The sequence below is a fragment of the Nonomuraea antri genome, from assembly GCF_013283785.1.
Classification (GTDB): Bacteria; Actinomycetota; Actinomycetes; order Streptosporangiales; family Streptosporangiaceae; genus Nonomuraea; species Nonomuraea antri.
In genome coordinates, this window is the sequence record NZ_JABCPZ010000230.1 from 1 (window position 1) to 17,142 (window position 17,142).

Sequence of the window (17,142 nt, forward strand, 5' to 3'; positions counted from 1 at the left end):
CCCCAGTACGGCGGCCCCCAGCACGGCGGCCCGCAGCACGGTGGCCAGCAGTTCGGCGGCCCTCAATACAGCGGCCCCCAGTACGGCCCTCAGCAAGCCCCACAACAAGGCCCGCACCAAGGCCCCCAATACGGTCCCCAGTACGGCCCGCCGCAGACCCCGCCGCAGACCCCGCCGAGCGGCCCGCATCCCGGCTCGCCCTCCGGCCCCTACCCGGGCCCGTCCACCGGGTCGCCCACCTGGCCGCGGCAGCCGGCCCCCGCGCCGCGTCAGCGTCCCTCCTGGCTCCTGCCGGCCGTCGCCGCCGGGCTGGTCGTGGTGGTCGCCGCGGGCGGCGTGGGCGCGTACTTCCTGATCGGCGACCCGTCCGGCAAGACGCCAGGCACCGCGGCCACCGCGCCCGCCACCGAGCCCGGCGCCAAGAGCGGCCGCCCCTCGTCGGACCCCGTCGCCGCCAGGCCCGAAGGCCCGGACGTGTGCGCCATGCTCCCCAAGACCGAGGCCGACCGCCTGGTCCCCGGCGCGCGGATCGACAAGGGCTCGCGCGACGGCGACTACACGATCGACTTCACCTGCAACTGGCTCAACCGCGAGATCTCCTACGGCGAGTTCTGGCGCAGCAGGGAGATCGACGTCAAGGTACGCCAGCACAAGGGCGACGGCCCGAAGACCGGACGCTCGATGGCCCAGGTCTCCTACGAGGCCGAGTACGGCAGCGGCAAGTACCGCGAGACCGCCAAGCCCGAGGTGGAGAAGGACGAGAAGGAGTACATCTCCCCGGTCAAGGACATCCCGGGCGTCGGCGACGGCGCGTGGGCCCAGTACACCTGGCGCCGCGACGGCGACCTGATGTGGTACTCCTACGGCACCGCGTTCGGCCGGGTCGGCGACATGACGATCGAGGTCAAGTACCAGGCCGACCAGCGCCGCAAGGACGCCAGGATCCTGTCGAACGAGACCACCCAGTCGGTCACCGAGGAGAACGCCGTTCGCGAGGTGTCCGGCCTGATCGGGCACATCGCCAAGGGCGTGGCCGCCTGGCAGGCGAAGAACCCGGACGTGCTGGCCAAGGCCGACCCGCCGGCCACCGCCAGCCAGGCGCCGACCCAGGCGCCGAGCCAGACGCCGTCCGCGACGCCCTCGCCGAGCGCCTCGCCCACGGTGGTCGCCGCCTTCCCGCCCGCCTGCCAGGCCGTCGCCGGGGTCGCGACCGAACTCGTCCCCGAGCCCACGCCGCGGGCCCGGGCCCTGGAGGAGAACGGCGACACGCAGTCGGAGTGCCGCTGGCTCAACCTGGACCTCACCGCCGGCGGGCAGACCAAGGTCCGCAGCGCCCTGATCACCACGCACCGCTTCTTCAACCGGGCCGGCGGGGCCGACGCGTCGAAGGCCAAGTCGTTCTACCTGGTCCAGCTCAGCCGGGCCAAGTTCTCCGCCGAGTCCTCGCTGGGCGAGATCAAGTGGGGCAAGCTTCAGACGCTCAAGGGGGTCGGCGAGCAGGCGCACGCGCAGTACACGGAGGTCAGGAAGGGTGAGGTGTTCGCCTCCAGCGGCACCGTGATGGCGCGGGTGGGCGCGGTGGTGGTCGAGGTCGCCTACTCGGGCGCGCAGCGGCCCAAGGGGCAGCCGGCGAACTCGCCCAAGACGGTCCTGATGGCGGAGAAGGAGGCTCGCGACGGCGCGCTCAAGCTGGCCAAGGCGTACCTGCTGAAGCTCGCGGAGCAGCCGGAAGCCGGCTGACCCCGGCGCGACGCGCACGAAGCGCGGCTCAGGCCGGGGCCTCGCGGAGGCGTTCGACCTTGATGCCGCGCAGCAGGATCTCCGACACCACCACCGCCGCCAGCAGGCTGACCAGCAGGGCGACGCCGATCACCAGCGCGATCGGCGCCGCCGTCACCTCGTTCGGCAGCGGCGGCGTGACCGGCGGCTCGGCGAAGCGCGGGATGCGGCCCAGCGCCGCCTCGGCCGCCAGCAACCCGGCCAGCAGCCCGGCCAGCGTGCCCGCCACCACCGTGATCACCTGTTCGAGCAGCAACGCCACCCGCAGCGCCGGCACCCCGGCCCCGGCCGCCTCCAGCGCGGCCAGCTCGTAGGCCCGCCGCCGCGCGGCCGCGTACAGGGCCAGGACGGTCCTGCCGAGCGCCAGCACGGCCGCCGCCAGCGCCGAGGCCAGCAGCAGCATCAGCGCCAGCCCCGGCCCCTGGGCGGCGTAGGAGTCGGCGAGCTCGTCCACGTGCTGCCGCGACATCACCCGCACGCCCTGGGCGCGCAGCGCCCGCTCCAGCGCCGCCGGGTCGGCCGCGTCGGTCCACACCTGGAAGACGGCGTCGTCGTGCACGCCGTAGGCGCGCCTGTCGGCCTGCTCCAGGTCCACCAGCACGCCCATGGCGCTCAGCCCGGGCGCGGCGGCGGCCGCGGTGGTGGTCGTGACGCCGGCGGTCGCGCTGTTGTCCAGCCCGGGCACCACCAGCTTGCCGACGTCGCCGACCGCGATGGCGGGCAGCGCCGGGGTGTAGGTGTCGGTGCGCAGCGTCTGGTTGCCGACCTTGGCGATGACGAACGTGCCGTTCGGCAGGTCCGGGTCCTCGTCCACCCGCCAGCGCACCTCGGACACGTCCGTCCAGCGGCCGTTCTCGCGCAGCGACAGCCGCTTCACGCTCGCCAGGACGTACGGCGTGGCCGCCTCGGTGCCCACCGCCTCGACCGGGGCCGTCTCGCCGCGCAGCGCCCGCAGCTCGCACGGGTCCTGCCGGCACGCGGGCGGCAGGTTCCACTCCAGGACGCCGCCGGTCCCGTTCAGCACCCCCAGCGGCAACTGGATCGGCCGGGGCTCGCCGCCGACGCGCAGCACCGCGAACAGCCGGGTGGTCCAGCCCTTCGGCGTGCGCTCGTGCTCCAGGGTGACCCGCAGCCGCTCGCCGCGCAGCCAGACCCGCGGCGCGGCCGGACCCGGCAGCTGCGCCGCGGCCGCGGCCAGGGACTTTCCGCCGGCCAGATCCGCGCTCCAGTACGCCACGTGTGCCAGCCGCGAGGTGTCGGCGGCGATCATCTGGACCGGCGGACCCGGCACCTTGATCACCGGGACGGCCGCCCGCCCGCCGGGATCGGCCGCAGCGACCGCCGCGCGGAACGCGGTGGGCTCCATCCGCCCGACCGTGATCGCGAGGGGCGCCCCGTTGTGGAACCTGGCCGCCTGGCGGTAGTCGCCCCCTGCGGCCGTCCACGCCGACACCGCGAACGTGGCCAGCCCGAACGCCATCGCCAGCACGATCACGCTGCCCGCCGTCACCGGCCCCCTGGCCACCTGGCGCAGCGCCAGGAACGGCCCGAGCCCGCCGCGCCGCCTGGTGAGGCCGAACAGCCGGCCGCTCAGCACCGGCAGCGCCCGCCCGGCCAGCAGCGCCACGCCCAGCGCGATCAGCCCGGGCACGGCCAGCGCGCTGGAGCTCTGCCCGGACACGTTCACGATCGTCCCGGTGGCCAGCAGCTCCACCAGGCCGAGCGCGGTGATCGACAGCACCACCGCGTCCGGCACCCAGCCCCTGCCGCGCCGGCGCGGGGTGCGCCGCCACTCCTCGGTGACCGGACGCGTCACCGCCCGCCAGGACGCCAGCACGGCCGCCAGCAGCCCGCCCAGCGTCGCCGCCACCCCGGCGAGCGCCGCCTCCAGCGGGAACAGCGGCGGCACGCCTGGCGGCAGCAGCGCGGCGATCATCGCGCCCGCCGCCGCGTGGCCGAGCAGCAGGCCCAGCGGGATCGCCACGGCCAGCAGCAGCACCGGCTCGGCCAGCGCGAACCGCGCCACCTTGAGCCTCGTGTGCCCGCGCAGCCTGGCCAGCGCGATCTCCGGGCCGCGCGCCTTGACCAGGTCGCCCACCGTCTGGAACAGCAGCAGCCAGCCGAGCCCCACGAGCTGGGCGATCACCAGCAGCGTCGGGACGCCCAGCGAGCCCGTGCTCGTGCTCATCGTCCGCAGCGTGTCGCCCATGCGGGAGAACACGATCGCGTCGGTCCGCCTGCCCGCCGACTCGGCGACCGCCTGCATGGCGGCCAGCCGGTCCAGGTCGGTGCCGTGCAGCCGGGCCGGGTCGAGGTAGACGATGGCGTACTCGGTCCAGCCCCGTCCCGCGTTCGGGTCCAGGTGGACGGTGTCGCCGACGGCCAGCACGCCGTCCGTGGTCTGCGGGACGGTGAACAGCGCGTCGGCCTTGTCCTTGCCCGGCTCGCCGCTGGGGGAGAACAGCGTCCTGCCGAACCAGAACGGGTCCTCGGCCGAGGCCGGACGGTAGAGCCCGACCACCGTCAGCGGCACGGGCTCCAGCCTGGCCGGGCCCGGCCGGACGATGTGCGTGAGCCTGATCGTCTCGCCCAGCCTGAAACCGGACGCCTGGCTGGCCATCACCTCACCGGCCGCGCCCGGGCAGCGGCCGGTCGCCGCCGGCAGGTGCGCGCACTGGCCCTCCTGCCAGACCAGCGAGAACGCGCGCCGGTCGCCGGTCCTGCCGCTGGTGGCCTCCAGGCCGTGGATCGGGCGCGCGGTGAAGGCGGCGCCCGCGGTGAACGCGGCGACCTTCTCGCGGATCTTCCCCGTCCTGGTGGTGTAGCGCCAGCCGCGGCCCTCCAGGGACGCCGACGTCACCACGTCCCTGACGATCGTGGTCCTGGCCGCGGCCGAGTAGATGGGCCCGACGGCCGCCGAGGCGACCGGGACGATCGCGATGAGCAGCACGATCAGCGACAGCGTCCGCCGTTCCCACAGGCCGCGCAGGATCACGGGACGGCCCTCCGCAGCACGACGCCGTCCTCCAGCGGCTCGATCCTGGCCATCGAACCCGGCGGCAGCAGATGGTGGTACTCGGGCGGCACCTGCACCGCGCCCTCCCTGCCGATCACCACGAAGTCCTCGCCGCGCCGGCCTTCCGCGCCGACCCGGCCGTCCCTGATCGTCACCGTACGGCTCAGCGCCTCGCTCACCGCCGTGTCGTGCGTGACCACGACCGCGGTCGTGCCGTCGGCCTCGGCGGCCCGCTTGATCAGGTCGATCACCCGGCGGCCGGACTCCGCGTCGAGCTGGCTGGTCGGCTCGTCGGCCAGCAGCAGCCTGGGCCGGTTGGCCAGCGCGACGGCCAGGGCCAGGCGCTGCTGCTCGCCGCCCGACATGCGCCCGGCGGGCCGGTTGCCCGCGTCGGACAGTCCCACCCGGCGCAGCAGCTCGGCGACCCTGCGCCCGTCGCGCTTGACGGCGCGCTGGGCGAAGGCCACGTTCTGGGCGGCGGACAGGTAGCCGATGAGGTTGCGTGCCGGGTTCTGCAACATCATGCCGATGGAGTCGGCCCGCAGCCGGTCGAGTCTGCGCTGGTCGAGGCGGGCCAGGTCGGTGCCGTCCAGCCAGAGGCGGCCCGCGCTCGGCCGCAGCAGGCCGGCCAGCAGCCACAGCAGCGTCGACTTGCCCGCGCCCGACGGGCCGAGCAGCGCCACCGTCTCACCGCGGTCGATCACCAGGTCCACGTCGCGCAGCGCGACGACCTCGACGTCCTGCGCCCGGTAGATCTGCACGATCCCGTCGCACCGGACGATGCTCTGCCGCGCGCTCATGCGCCGGTCCGCACGTCTCGGAGCTCGACGACCCGGTCGCAGCGGTCGGCCACCTCCGGGTCGTGGGTGGCGATCACCAGCGTGGTCCCGGTGTCGGCCACGCGCAGCAGCTCGTCCAGCACCAGGCCGCGGTGCCCGGCGTCCTGCTCGGCGGTGGGCTCGTCGGCCAGCAGCACGCGCGGGCGCAGCGCCAGCGCCCTGGCCACCGCCACCCGCTGCTGCTGGCCGCCAGACAGCTCCTCGACCAGGTGGTCGGCGAACCTGTCCACCTTGAGCGTGGCCAGCGCCCGCGCGGCCAGCGGCACGGCCTCGCCCGGCGGCCGGCCCGCCGCCCGCAGCGCGACCTCCACGTTCTCGGCCGCGGTGAGCAGGCTGAGCAGCCCGTACGACTGGAAGACCAGCGCCAGCCCGGATCGCAGCCCGGGCTGCTCGTCCAGCGGCACGCCCCCGACCAGCACCCGGCCGGAGGCAGGCGGAAGCAGCCCGGCCAGGGTGGTGAGCAGCGTGGTCTTGCCGGATCCAGACGGTCCCGTGAGCGCCACCCGTTCGCCCGGGGCCATCTCCAACGTCAGATCCTCGATGATCGTCCTCCCGCCGGCGCGGCAGGCGAGCGCGCGGCAGGAGAGCGCAGGAAAGGGCACCACGCTGCGGATCATCCTCTTCGCCGTTGATCCGCGTCAACGGTTAATGAGGCTGCAACTCGACTGCAAGCGTGTTAAATACCTTTATTTCGGGAGCACGTTGAGCCGCGTGGTCACGTTTGCCCACCACAGGGGCATGGGCAAGCCGTGGGGGATCACGCGGCTCGTTGCTCTCCTCTGACCAGGAACGGCTCCAGCAGGCCGGGCACCGCCCGGGCGGCCAGGTCGAGGCCGTCGTCGTGGCCGACGTCCAGCACCGAGTAGTGTCCGCTGCCCGCCGCCGTGGTTGCGGTGACCGTCAGCAGGCCGGACCGGCGCTGGAAGTACGACTGGGAGATCGTCCAGCCGACGATGCCGGCCCGCTCCAGCGCCACCGTGCGGCGCACCGTCGCGCCCGTGCCGGTGACCAGGTGGCGGCGGCCCAGCGCGTGACCCAGGCCGCGGTAACCCGCGACGGCCAGCCAGCACGCCACCGGCAGCGTCGCCGCAGGGACCAGCCAGGCCCAGCCGCTCAGCCACGGCACCAGCAAGGCCGTCACGGCGGCGGCCACGGCCAGCGCGGCCACCCAGCCGAGCGCACGCACGATCCGCCGCCGCCGCGCGGCCGGCGGATGCGCACGCAACGGCGCGCCGCCCATCCCCGGCACCCCTTCCACCACGGGGTGACGGGACGGCGCCAGGGCGGCGACCGCGGCGGCGACCTGCTCGGCGACGGCCAGCGGGACCGGGGGAGTCAGCGCCGCCACGTCCTCGGTCTCGCCCTCGGCCGCCTTGCCCAGACCGGTGGCCACCGCCTTGACCCGGGCGCCGCCGCCCAGCCTGAGCAGCAGCGGACGGCTGATCTCCACCCCGCGCAGCCGCCGCACCTCCAGCGTCAGCGATCGGCTCGTCAGCAGCCCGCGGCGCAGCCGCAGCCGCCCCGGCTCGCGTTCCAGCCGGTAGCGGCCCCACGACTCGGCGAACAGCAGGCCCGCGCCGAGCATGCCCACCGCCGCGTTGGCGATCAGGATCAGCGGCACGGCGAGCCACGGATTCGCCGTCACCCAGCCCCACACGCCCAGCGCCGTCTCCTTGGCGAACACCTCGGCGCCCAGGACGTCGAGGCCCTTGTAGGCCAGGCCGAGCACGGCCGCGGCGCCGGTGAACGTCCACACCGACAGCGGCGCCAGCCTGATCCAGGACCAGCGCAGCTCGGCCAGCGCGGCCTCGGGCCGCGGCTCGTCCCGGTGCGCCGGGGCCGCGTCGCCGGCCAGCAGCCTGCGGCGCAGCGCCTCGGCCTGCCGCCTGGGCAGCGGGTCGAGCGTCAGCTCGGTGCCGTCGCCGGCGTGCTCGCCGGTGCCCACCTTGACCAGGGTCAGCCCGAACACCCGTGACACCGGGTCGGCCCGCAGGTCCACGCTGCGCACCCGGTCGCGCGGGATCGAGCGGTGCTGGCGCACGGCCACGCCGGTACGCAGTTCGAGCCGCTCCGCGGTCAGCCGCCAGCGGGTCGCCCGCAGCCGGGCCGCGTCGTACAGCAGGACTCCGGCGACGACCAGGGCCGCCGCGCCCGCGCCCGCCGCCACCATGCCGCCCGGCGACCAGTCCTGCGACATCAGGAACCGCACCAGGCCGCCGACCACGGGCACCACGATGGCCAGCGACTTGACCGCCGAGGCCGCGAGGCTGCGCCGGGGCAACTCCTGCCAGCCCACCTCGCCGTGCGTCTCCGCGTCTGCGCGCATGCCCGTGTCTTCTCGCATCTCCGTCCCTCCGGTCCGGCGGTGCGCGCTCACGTGGCGTCACCCGGGGTGGCCTGGGTGAGCGCGGTCAACCGTTCGGCCAGCTCGGTGGCCAGCTCGTGATCCAGCGCGACGATCTTGACGTGGCCCGCCGCCGACGCGGTGGTCACCGTGACGTCGGCCAGCCCGAACAGCCGCTGCACCGGCCCGCGCGCGGTGTCGACGGTCTGGATGCGCGACATCGGCGCCACCCGCCAGACGTAGGTCAGCAGCCCGGTGCGGATGTAGACGGCCTCGTCGGTGACCTCCCACCGCTCCACCCGGTACACCACCCGCGCCAGGACGGGCGCCGTCACCAGGCAGGCCGCGGCGAAGACGGCCACCGTCACGCCCAGCCAGAGCGGCCGCGAGGTGAAGATCAGGTACGCCGCCACCGCCGCGCCGGCCAGCGGCGTCAGCCACAGGAAGCCCTGCACCGTCCACCAGGCCACGGCCCTGGGGTCGGCCTGGTGGCGCGGCGGGCGCAGCGTGGTCGTGGTCGTCGTCATGGTTCAGTCGTTCACTTTCCGCATCGAGTCGGCCACGCACAGCAGGGCGAACCCGAGCACGCCGATGACGATGGCCGCGAAGATCTCATATCCGTGGAGGAACGGCAGGCGATTGACCAGGAGCAGGTCGTGGGCCCACCGCCACCATCCGAACAAGGTGTTCACCAGGCCGCCCACCCCCTGCAGGAGCAGCAGCCAGCCGAGCACCTGAATAACCGCTTTCATGCCTTACAGCCTGCCGTTTCACCCCCTCCCCGCGCGTCAGCCCGAGGTCTGCGGCGACACCGACTTTGGTCGCTGTCGTCGCGTCCTGGGAACCCTCTAACCTCGGTGAATGTGAAGGAGCTGACGGGCGGGAGCCGGGAGCGCGCGCTGGAGTACCGGTGGGCGCTGCCGTCGGTGCTGCTCGGCGACGGCGGCGAGCAGCGTCCGGTGCGCCGCTCGACCCGCGACTGGCTCGTGGACATCGCGATCTTCCTGATGACCTGCGCCATCACCTACCTGACCCTGCCCGAGCTGGAGGGGGAGCCGCGGCCGCTGGTGGTGGTCGAGCAGGTGATCGGGGCGCTGTCGTGCGTGGCGGTGTGGCTGCGGCGGCGCTGGCCGGTCGGGCTCGCGCTGGTGTCGGGGGCGTTGTCGTCGTACCTGGTCATGGTGGGCGGGGTCACGGTGGCGGCGATGTTCACGGTGGCCGTGCACCGGCCGTTCAAGATCTCCGGGCCGATCGCGCTGTTCGGGATGGTCACGCTGGTGCCGTTCGCGCTGCTGCGCAGGCACACGCCGATCGACTCGGCGGAGGAGGTCATGCTCGGCGTGGCGATCCTGGCCACCGTGTTCGCCTGGGGGATCGTGGTGCGGGCCAGGCGGCAGCTCATCTTCTCGCTCAGGCAGCGGGCCGTCGACGCCGCCGAGGAGGCCAAGCGGATGGAGCGCGAGCGCATCGCCAGGGAGATGCACGACGTGCTGGCGCACCGGCTGTCGATGCTCAGCCTGCACGCCGGGGCGCTGGAGTTCCGGCCAGACGCGCCCGCTCCCGAGGTGGCCAGGGCGGCCGGCGCCATCAGGAGCAACGCCCACCTGGCGCTGCAGGACCTGCGCGAGGTGATCGGCGTGCTGCGCCACTCCGGCTCGGGCGGCGACGACCAGGTGCCCGACCGGCCGCAGCCGACCCTGGCCGACCTGCCCACGCTGGTGGAGGAGTCGCGCCAGGCGGGCATGGACGTCCGGCTCGACCTGCGGGCTGCGGACGTGCCCGCCGCCCTGGCCCGCAACCTGTACCGGATCGTGCAGGAGGCGCTGACCAACGCGCGCAAGCACGCCGGCGGCGCGCCCGTGTGGGTCGGGGTCCACGGGGAGCGCGGCAAGGGGCTGACGGTCGAGGTGCGCAACCCGCTGGAGTTCCGCTACGGCCTGCGCATCCCCGGCGCCGGCGCGGGGCTCATCGGGCTGACGGAACGGGCCGAGCTGGCGGGTGGCCGGCTCGAACACGGCACCACCCCCGAAGGAGAATTCCTGGTGCGGGCGTGGCTGCCGTGGCCGCTGGAGACTTCTCGAGAGGATGACGCATGATCCGGGTGCTGCTCGTGGACGACGACGCGCTCGTCAGGGCCGGGCTGTCGATGATCCTCGGCGGGGCGGGGGACATCGAGATCGTCGGCGAGGCCGGCGACGGTGCCGAGGTGCCGCCGAAGGTCGCCGAGCACCGGCCGGACGTGGTGCTGATGGACATCCGCATGCCCGGCGTCGACGGGCTGACCGCCACCGAGGCGCTGCGCGCGACCAAGTCGCCGCCTGAGGTGGTGGTGCTGACCACGTTCCACGCCGACGCCCAGGTCCTGCGCGCGCTGCGGGCCGGCGCGGCCGGGTTCCTGCTGAAGGACATCCCGCCTGGCGACCTGGTCGACGCGATCAGGCGGGTGGCCGCCGGCGAGCCGATCCTGTCGCCGACGGTGACCAGGCAGCTCATCACGCACGTCTCCGACGGCGGGGCGGGCGACCGCACCGAGCGGGCCAGGTCGGTGCTGCAGCGCCTCAGCGAGCGGGAGCGTGAGGTCGCGCTGGCGGTGGGGCAGGGCAAGTCGAACGCGGAGATCGGGCGGGAGCTCTACATGAGCGTGCCGACCGTGAAGGCGCACGTGTCGCGGATCTTGACGAAGCTCGATCTGAACAACCGGGTGCAGGTCGCGCTGCTGGTCTACGACGCCAACGGATAGCGGGGGCCGCCACGGTGGCGGGCTCGTCAGCGGGTGAGCAGGTCCTCGATCGTGGCGCGGTGCAGGACGAGGTCGTCGGGGTCGTCGGGCCTGGGCTGCTCGCCGAAGTGGATCCGGCGTTGCCAGACCCTGGCCATGATGATGCCGTGCCTGAGCGCCGCGTACATTTCGTAGAAGTCCATGTCGCGGGGCTCATAGCCGGTTATTTGGCGATATTTCTGGCAAACGTCGTCGCGGCGCATGAAGTCCGGCATGCCGGGCAGGCCCATGGCGACCGTGAGGTCCTGGAAGAAGCGGTGCAGGAAGATCATCCAGGACAGGTCCAGCTCGCGCGGCCCGAGCGCGGCCATCTCCCAGTCGAGCACCGCGACCGGCGTGAAGTCCCGGTACATCACGTTGCCGATGCGGGCGTCGCCCCAGGTCAGCACGTCGGGACCGGGCTCGTCCGGCCAGTGCGACTCCAGCCAGGCGAAGGCGCGCTCCAGCACCGGGATGCGCCTCTCGCCGTGCGCCCACCAGTAGTAGGCGCGCTGATCGTCCACGTGCTCGCGCAGCCCGCCTGGGCCCAGCACGGCCAGTTCGCCGGGCGTGAACCGCGTCTCGTGCAGCGCGGCGACGATCTCCACCGTCGCGTCCTGGAGCCGGCGCTGCTCGCGCGGGTCCGCCTCCAGCAGCCAGCCCTCGAACGTGTACGGCATGACGTCCGGCGGCACGTCGCCGTCCGCGCGCTCCATCACGAAGAACGGGCTGCCGAGCGGCCCGGGATCGGGCTCGAACCACAGCGCCCTGGGCGCGGGGACGCCGGCCTTCTCCCCGGCCAGCCGCATGATCTCGAACTGCGCGCGCAGATCGTAGGAGGGGAACACCGGCACCGCCTCGGCCGCCGGGGCGAGCCTGGCTACGCAGCGCGTTCGCGTGCGGCCCCACGACGCGGTGAAGAACAGTGTCTCGCTCGACATGCCGTTGCTCGACGGCCGTTCCAGGTCGGAGACCTCGACCGGCTCGCCCAGCCGGCCGGCGAGCCAGTGCGTCACCCGGTCGCGCAGTTCTTCCAGGTCACGTGTGGAGGTACGCATCTGCTCGGTCACGGCCTGCCTCCTGGCTGAACACCTGCCCAGGGACAGTCGTATACCCCCTAGCAAGCGCTTGTCCATAGGTGGGCTGCCGTTACGGTCAGGTACGCGGCAGCCGTACCCTTGTCTGAAAGGGCATGTACGAAGGGACAAGTGGATGAGCTCAGCGGGTGAAGGCCTCTCTCGCCCGCTTCCCGAGCAGGTGCGGCTGAACGTGGTCGACCTGGCGGCGCAAGTCCTCGGGTCGATGCCCGCTGTCTCCGTCCCTCCGCCGCTGCGCGGCATCTCCAAGTTCGACCCGCGCAAGCGCGCCAAACTGGGCGGCGCGCCCATCGCGGCGCAGCTGGAGAACGACAAGGAGTTCCGCGAGACCGTCGCGGAGTCGGTCGCCGCGGGCTGGCCCGAGCTGGTCGCCTCGCTGGCCGAGGGCAACGTGCCGCCCGCCGCCGACCCGGTGCTGGTGGCCGCGGCGGCGTACCTGACCAGGCCGCCGGGCTGGGCGGAGATGATCGAGACCGCCCGCGCGGACCTGGAGCAGTCGGCGGTCGCCGCCGAGGGCTCCGAGCGCGAGGAGGTCGTCACGCGGCTGCGCGAGCAGCTCGCCGCGCAGAAGAATGCCGCCAAGGAGGAGTCCGACCGGCTGCGTGAGCAGCTCAAGTCCGCCCGCGCGGAGAACTCCGACCTGCGCCGCAAACTGCACGAGGCCCGCGAGCGGGCCAAGGGCGCGGTGCGCCGCGCCGAGGAGATGGAACACGCCGCCGACGAGGCGCGCACCGCCGCCACGGCCGCGGGCAGCGCCGGCGAGTCCGAGCTGCGGCGGCTGCGCGAGCGGCTGGCCGACGTCGAGAAGCAGCTCGAAGCCTCGCGCCGGGCCGCCCGCGAGGGCAGGAGCATCGAGGACGCGCGCATCCGCGTGCTGCTCGACGCGCTGCAGGACGCCTCGGCCGGGCTGCGCAGGGAACTCGCGCTGCCCAGCACGATCAGCCGCCCCGCCGACTCCGTGGCCGCGATCACCGGTGAGCGCCCCGGCGTGCGCGGCGTCCCGGCCCGCGCGCTGGCCGACGACGACCCGCAGCTGCTCGACCAGCTCCTCGCGCTGCCGCAGGTCCACCTGATCATCGACGGCTACAACGTGACCAAGACGGGCTACGGCTCGCACACCCTCGCCGACCAGCGCAACCGGCTGATGACCGGGCTCGGCGGCCTGGTCGCGCAGACCCGCGTCGAGGTCACGGTCGTCTTCGACGGCGCCGAGCTCAACGCGCCGGTGCAGGTCGTGGCGCCGCGCGGGGTGCGGGTGCTGTTCAGCGCGCCGGGCGAGATCGCCGACGACCTCATCCGCCAGCTCGTCAGGGCCGAGCCGCCCGGCCGCGCCATCGCGGTGGTGTCGTCCGACCGCGAGGTGGCCGAGTCGGTGCGCCGCATGGGAGCCAGACCCGTTCCGTCTGGTCTGCTGCTGCGCAGGCTCGGCCGGGCCTAGGTTACGAATTAGTCGGATTGGGAGTTACCCCACCCGCAACTTCTGTACTATTTCGCCCCAGATGTGTTCCCTGGGAGGCGACGCTGTGAGGTTTGGCCGGGTGCCGGTGGCGACGGGTTTAACGGTCGTACTGCTGCTGTCCCCCCTGGGCACGGCCGCCGCCGACCCGAAGCCCACGATCAAGCAGGCCAAGGCCAAGCTCGCCAAGCTCAACGACACGGCGGACAAGGTCGTCGACCGGTACAACACGGCGACCGAGGCGTACAAGAAGGCCAAGGCCAAGTACACCAAGCTGAACGCCCGCTACGAGAAGAAGCTCGAGACCGTGGCGAACCTGCGCACGCTGGTCATCACCATGGCCGTCGACAACTACAAGCTCGGCAGCGACGTCACCACCTGGCCCGCCATGGTCGGCGCGGAGGACCCGCGATACCTGCTCAACGGCATGGCCCTGGCCGGGCAGCTCTCCCAGGAGCGGGCCGGCCGGCTGGCCGCCTTCGACCGGGAGAACCGCGGGCTCAAGACCGAGCGTGACAACGCCGAGCAGGCGTTGTCCGAGGCCGACGGCGAGCGCGACAAGGTGGAGAAGGAACGCGCCGAGATTCTCAAGCTGATCGCCAAGCAGAAGGAGATCCTCGACGACCTGGGCGCCTACAAGCGCGGCGACCCGAACAGCCCCGGCATCAAGTACACCGGCTCGGCCTCCGGCAACGCCGGCGCGGTGCTGCGGTTCGCGTACGCGCAGGTCGGCAAGCCCTACGTGTACGGCGGCACGGGTCCGCGCGGCTACGACTGCTCCGGGCTCACCCAGGCCTCCTGGCGGGCCGGCGGCGTGTCACTGCCCAGGACCACCTGGCAGCAGTGGGCGTGGGGCGCCAGCCGCCGGGTGTCGCTGGACGCCCTGCAGCCCGGTGACCTGATCTTCAGCGAGGGGCTCGGGCACGTGAGCATCTACGCGGGCGGCGGGAAGATCGTCCACGCGCCGCAGACCGGTGACGTGGTGAAGGTGGTCAACCTGTCCGACTACGGCCGCCCCCTGATGGGGGCGATCCGCCCGTAGCGGGACGCGTCACCCGGGCCCGAGCGCGGCCAGGAAGGCGGTCACCGCCGGCGGACGGCCATCGGCGGGCAGGGTGGCGGCGTGGACCGTCCGGGCGGGCAGCGCCGGGGACGGCCGCAGCAGGCGGATGTCGGGCCGCACGGTGTCACGTCCGGCGATCGACGGATGGAGCATCACGCCCACGCCGGCCGCCACCAGCCCCTGGCGGCCGTTCCAGTCGTCGCAGACGTGGCTGATGCGCGGCGCCTCGCCAGCGCGGCGGTGAGCGCGGAGACCGGGCCCAGGCAGTCCGGGTGGGTGCCGTCGATCCAGGGCAGCCCGGCCAGGTCGCGCAGCCGCACCCGGTCGCCGCGCGCCAGCGGGTGCGCGGCGGGCAGCGCGACCAGGAGATCGTCCTCGTGCAGGCGTGTCAGGACGATGCCGGGCGGGGGCGGGGTGTCCCAGGAGGTGTGCAGGGCGAGGTCGGCCGTGCCGTCCAGGAGGCCGCCCACGGGGTCGTGACGCCCGTCGTGACGTGCAGCGAGAGCGACACGTCCGGATGGGTGCGGGCGAACGCGCTGAAGCGGGCGGGCAGGTAGCTCGTCGCGGCGCTGGGAAAGGCCGACACGCGCACGCGGCCCGCCCGGGCGGTGGCGAAGGCACGCAGCCGCGTCTCGAAGAGCCGCACGCCGGCCAGGATCTCGGCGGCCTGCTCCAGCGCGGCGCGACCGGCGTCGGTGGGACGCACGCCGCGCGGCAGCCGGTCGAACAGCCGGACGCCGGTGTGCCGCTCCATGGCGGCGATCTGCCGCGAGACGGCCGGCTGGGTCATCGACAGCGCCTCGGCCGCCGCCGAGAACGAGCCGTGCTCGCCCACCTCGGCCAGCACCCGCAGCGACCAGAGATCGAGCATGCGTCCAGCTTATGGCTCACATGCTCGACCCGCAGTGGTCGTCATGGCTCGGGCGTCGCATGCTGGGCGGCATGGAGACGATCGACAACCATCAGCTCGCCTGGCTCGGCGCGTTCCTGCCCCGGCGGCCCGCCCGGGTGCTCGACGCCGGGTGCGGGCGCGGGGAACTGGCGGCCGCGCTCATGCGGCTCGGGCACCTGGTCACCGCCGTGGACGTGTCGCCGGAGGCCGTGGCGGCCGCCCGGGCGGCCGGGGTGCCCGCGCGGGTGGCGGACATGACGGCGCCGGCCGATCCGCCCGGCGCGGCGCGCTTCGACGTCGTGGTCATGTCGCTCTCGCTGCATCACATGCGTCCGGTCGAGGCGGCGCTCGACCGGGCGCGGGACCTGCTGGCGCCCGGCGGCGTGCTGCTGCTCGACGAGTTCGCCTGGGACCGCGCCGACCGCGCGGCGGCCGCGTGGTTCTACGACGCCGGATCGTCGCCGGACGGCGCGGAGCCGGCCGGGACGGGGGCCGGGGCCGGTCCGGAGCCGTACGCGCGGTGGCGGGAGGCGCACGGCGATCACGCGACGGGCGAGGCCATGGTGAACGCGGTGGCGGACCGATTCGAGATTACGGATATGCGCCCAGAACCATATTTGACCCGATATATCGGAGGGAAATTCCAGAATCCGGATATGCGGCTTGTGGAGCGGCTCTGGCAGGCCGAACGGGCGGGCATCGCGGCCGGGACCCTGCCCGCGACGGGCCTGAGGATAGCGGCGCGTCGAATGTGACGTACGCGACAATTGACACCTGACTCACGGGTGCGTGGCGAAGTGTGAGAAGGGTCACAATTGTCGAATGCCGCCCCCTGATTTATCAGGGATTTCAGCCTTTACTCACTCCTTTATCTGATCTTTACAACCTGACTTCGACTTTGCCGATCCTTGACCTTTCGGCGTAGCTTCTGGCGTCGCGGCGAACACGCCATGTCGCCGCGAACCCGCATCGGTCCCCCCGATGTGAACCAGATAGACCATCCGTCGGTCGCCGCCGACCCATCCCCACAGCGACACATCAGGCGGCGGCCTGCCGAATCCGTGCAGCCAGGAGGCACGGAACCGGGGACCCATCGATCCCGTGCGCGGGATCAGGGGTGAATCGGCGCGTAGCGCGCCGTAGGGCGACTTCCAGGCCCGAATCCGTCAGCTAACCCGGTAGGCGTTCGTGGAAGACTCTAGGAGAAATCCTGTCTACCTCCCCGAATAACCCCCGTCTGTCCCGCCTTGCCCTGAGTGGCGTAGCGCTCACGATGACCGTGACGGCCGGAGGTCTGGTCCTCCATGCCCCCACGGCTCAGGCCCAGATCAAGGCCCCGGCGAAGGTAGGGACGACGAGCGTGGCGACGTCCGGCTCGACGACCGGCTCGACGAGTGGCTCGACGACCGGCACCACGACGGCGGCGGCGGCCGCGAAGACCGCCGCGAAGACCGCCGCGTCCGGCAGGACGGCCAAGGTCGCCCGCCAGAAGGTCAAGGCCCGTAAGGCCGTCTCCGTGGCCAAGGGCCAGATCGGTGACCCGTACCGGTACGGCGGCACCGGACCGGGCTCGTTCGACTGCTCCGGCCTCGTCCAGTACGCCTGGCGCAAGGCCGGGGTGAAGCTCCCGCGCGTGGCGAGCAGCCAGTTCGCGCGCATCAAGAACAAGGTGTCCTGGCGGAGTCTGCGGCCGGGCGACCTGATGTTCTTCCGTGGGCTCGGCCACGTGGGCATGTATGTCGGCAACGGCAAGATGATCCATTCGCCGCGAACGGGCGAACGGGTGCGCATCGACAAGCTCAGCGGGTGGCGCAAGGCGTCGTTCGCGGGCGCGGTACGTCCCGGCCTGTGACCCCACCCGGGCCCTGTGCGACCTCCACCCGGAGGACGCACAGGGC

Annotated in this window: 14 protein-coding genes, 2 pseudogenes and 1 riboswitch; of the genes and pseudogenes, 7 read left to right on the forward strand and 9 right to left on the reverse strand. The window is 73.3% G+C overall.

Annotated features, from left to right (window positions below; genetic code table 11):
- Positions 1–1,740, forward strand: a pseudogene (locus HII36_RS44795) (hypothetical protein); the annotation flags it as partial.
- A gap of 28 nt (positions 1,741–1,768) precedes the next feature.
- Here HII36_RS44795 and HII36_RS44800 read toward each other — a convergent pair.
- The 6 genes from HII36_RS44800 to HII36_RS44825 all read right to left on the reverse strand — a co-directional run bounded on the left by HII36_RS44800 (position 1,769) and on the right by HII36_RS44825 (position 8,730).
- The gene (locus HII36_RS44800; protein ID WP_173529458.1) at positions 1,769–4,774 is read right to left on the reverse strand and encodes an FtsX-like permease family protein; all 3,006 of its coding nucleotides are present in this window, start codon (positions 4,772–4,774) and stop codon (positions 1,769–1,771) included.
- Positions 4,771–5,595, reverse strand: coding sequence for an ABC transporter ATP-binding protein (locus tag HII36_RS44805; RefSeq protein ID WP_173529459.1), 825 nt, complete (start codon positions 5,593–5,595; stop codon positions 4,771–4,773). The genes HII36_RS44800 and HII36_RS44805 overlap by 4 nt, the downstream gene beginning before the upstream one ends.
- Complete coding sequence (locus HII36_RS44810; protein ID WP_217370745.1) at positions 5,592–6,239, reverse strand: ABC transporter ATP-binding protein; 648 nt, start codon at positions 6,237–6,239, stop codon at positions 5,592–5,594. The genes HII36_RS44805 and HII36_RS44810 overlap by 4 nt, the downstream gene beginning before the upstream one ends.
- 152 nt (positions 6,240–6,391) lie before the next feature.
- Positions 6,392–7,960, reverse strand: coding sequence for a PH domain-containing protein (locus HII36_RS44815; protein WP_173529461.1), 1,569 nt, complete (start codon positions 7,958–7,960; stop codon positions 6,392–6,394).
- A 47-nt stretch (positions 7,961–8,007) separates the two neighbouring features.
- The gene (locus tag HII36_RS44820; RefSeq protein ID WP_173529462.1) at positions 8,008–8,505 is read right to left on the reverse strand and encodes a PH domain-containing protein; all 498 of its coding nucleotides are present in this window, start codon (positions 8,503–8,505) and stop codon (positions 8,008–8,010) included.
- A gap of 3 nt (positions 8,506–8,508) precedes the next feature.
- On the reverse strand, positions 8,509–8,730 hold the full coding sequence (locus tag HII36_RS44825) for a hypothetical protein (protein WP_173529463.1): 222 nt from the start codon (positions 8,728–8,730) through the stop codon (positions 8,509–8,511).
- A gap of 111 nt (positions 8,731–8,841) precedes the next feature.
- On the opposite strand from HII36_RS44825, the gene HII36_RS44830 reads away from it, so the two are divergent.
- Both HII36_RS44830 and HII36_RS44835 read left to right on the forward strand, forming a co-directional pair.
- Positions 8,842–10,074 (forward strand): sensor histidine kinase, encoded by a 1,233-nt coding sequence (locus HII36_RS44830; RefSeq protein ID WP_328808174.1) that lies wholly within the window; start codon positions 8,842–8,844, stop codon positions 10,072–10,074.
- Positions 10,071–10,718 carry a response regulator gene (locus HII36_RS44835; RefSeq protein ID WP_173529464.1) on the forward strand — a complete coding sequence of 216 codons (648 nt, stop codon included), beginning with the start codon at positions 10,071–10,073 and terminating at the stop codon, positions 10,716–10,718. Before HII36_RS44830 ends, HII36_RS44835 begins: the two co-directional genes overlap by 4 nt.
- A gap of 26 nt (positions 10,719–10,744) precedes the next feature.
- Here HII36_RS44835 and HII36_RS44840 read toward each other — a convergent pair whose 3' ends face one another.
- Positions 10,745–11,806, reverse strand: coding sequence for a phosphotransferase family protein (locus tag HII36_RS44840; RefSeq protein ID WP_328808175.1), 1,062 nt, complete (start codon positions 11,804–11,806; stop codon positions 10,745–10,747).
- Between the two features lie 142 nt (positions 11,807–11,948).
- On the opposite strand from HII36_RS44840, the gene HII36_RS44845 reads away from it, so the two are divergent.
- Together HII36_RS44845 and HII36_RS44850 are read left to right on the forward strand one after the other, a co-directional pair.
- Complete coding sequence (locus HII36_RS44845; RefSeq protein ID WP_173529466.1) at positions 11,949–13,271, forward strand: NYN domain-containing protein; 1,323 nt, start codon at positions 11,949–11,951, stop codon at positions 13,269–13,271.
- Positions 13,272–13,371: 100 nt separating this feature from the next.
- The gene (locus HII36_RS44850; protein WP_173529467.1) at positions 13,372–14,331 is read left to right on the forward strand and encodes a C40 family peptidase; all 960 of its coding nucleotides are present in this window, start codon (positions 13,372–13,374) and stop codon (positions 14,329–14,331) included.
- Positions 14,332–14,340: 9 nt separating this feature from the next.
- Here HII36_RS44850 and HII36_RS44860 read toward each other — a convergent pair.
- Positions 14,341–14,822 (reverse strand): annotated as a pseudogene (locus HII36_RS44860) (LysR substrate-binding domain-containing protein).
- Positions 14,741–15,223: a LysR family transcriptional regulator gene (locus HII36_RS44865; RefSeq protein WP_173529468.1), complete on the reverse strand. Its 483-nt coding sequence runs from the start codon at positions 15,221–15,223 to the stop codon at positions 14,741–14,743. The pseudogene HII36_RS44860 and the gene HII36_RS44865 overlap by 82 nt, the downstream one beginning before the upstream one ends.
- Before the next feature lie 20 nt (positions 15,224–15,243).
- Here HII36_RS44865 and HII36_RS44870 point away from each other — a divergent pair, with 20 nt between their 5' ends.
- Together HII36_RS44870 and HII36_RS44875 are read left to right on the forward strand one after the other, a co-directional pair.
- The gene (locus HII36_RS44870) at positions 15,244–15,999 is read left to right on the forward strand and encodes a class I SAM-dependent methyltransferase (protein WP_173529469.1); all 756 of its coding nucleotides are present in this window, start codon (positions 15,244–15,246) and stop codon (positions 15,997–15,999) included.
- 286 nt (positions 16,000–16,285) lie between these two features.
- Positions 16,286–16,444, forward strand: a riboswitch (cyclic di-AMP (ydaO/yuaA leader).
- A 160-nt stretch (positions 16,445–16,604) separates the two neighbouring features.
- Entirely contained in the window at positions 16,605–17,096 is a 492-nt protein-coding gene (locus tag HII36_RS44875) for a C40 family peptidase (protein WP_328808176.1), read from the forward strand.
- Positions 17,097–17,142 lie beyond the last annotated feature (46 nt).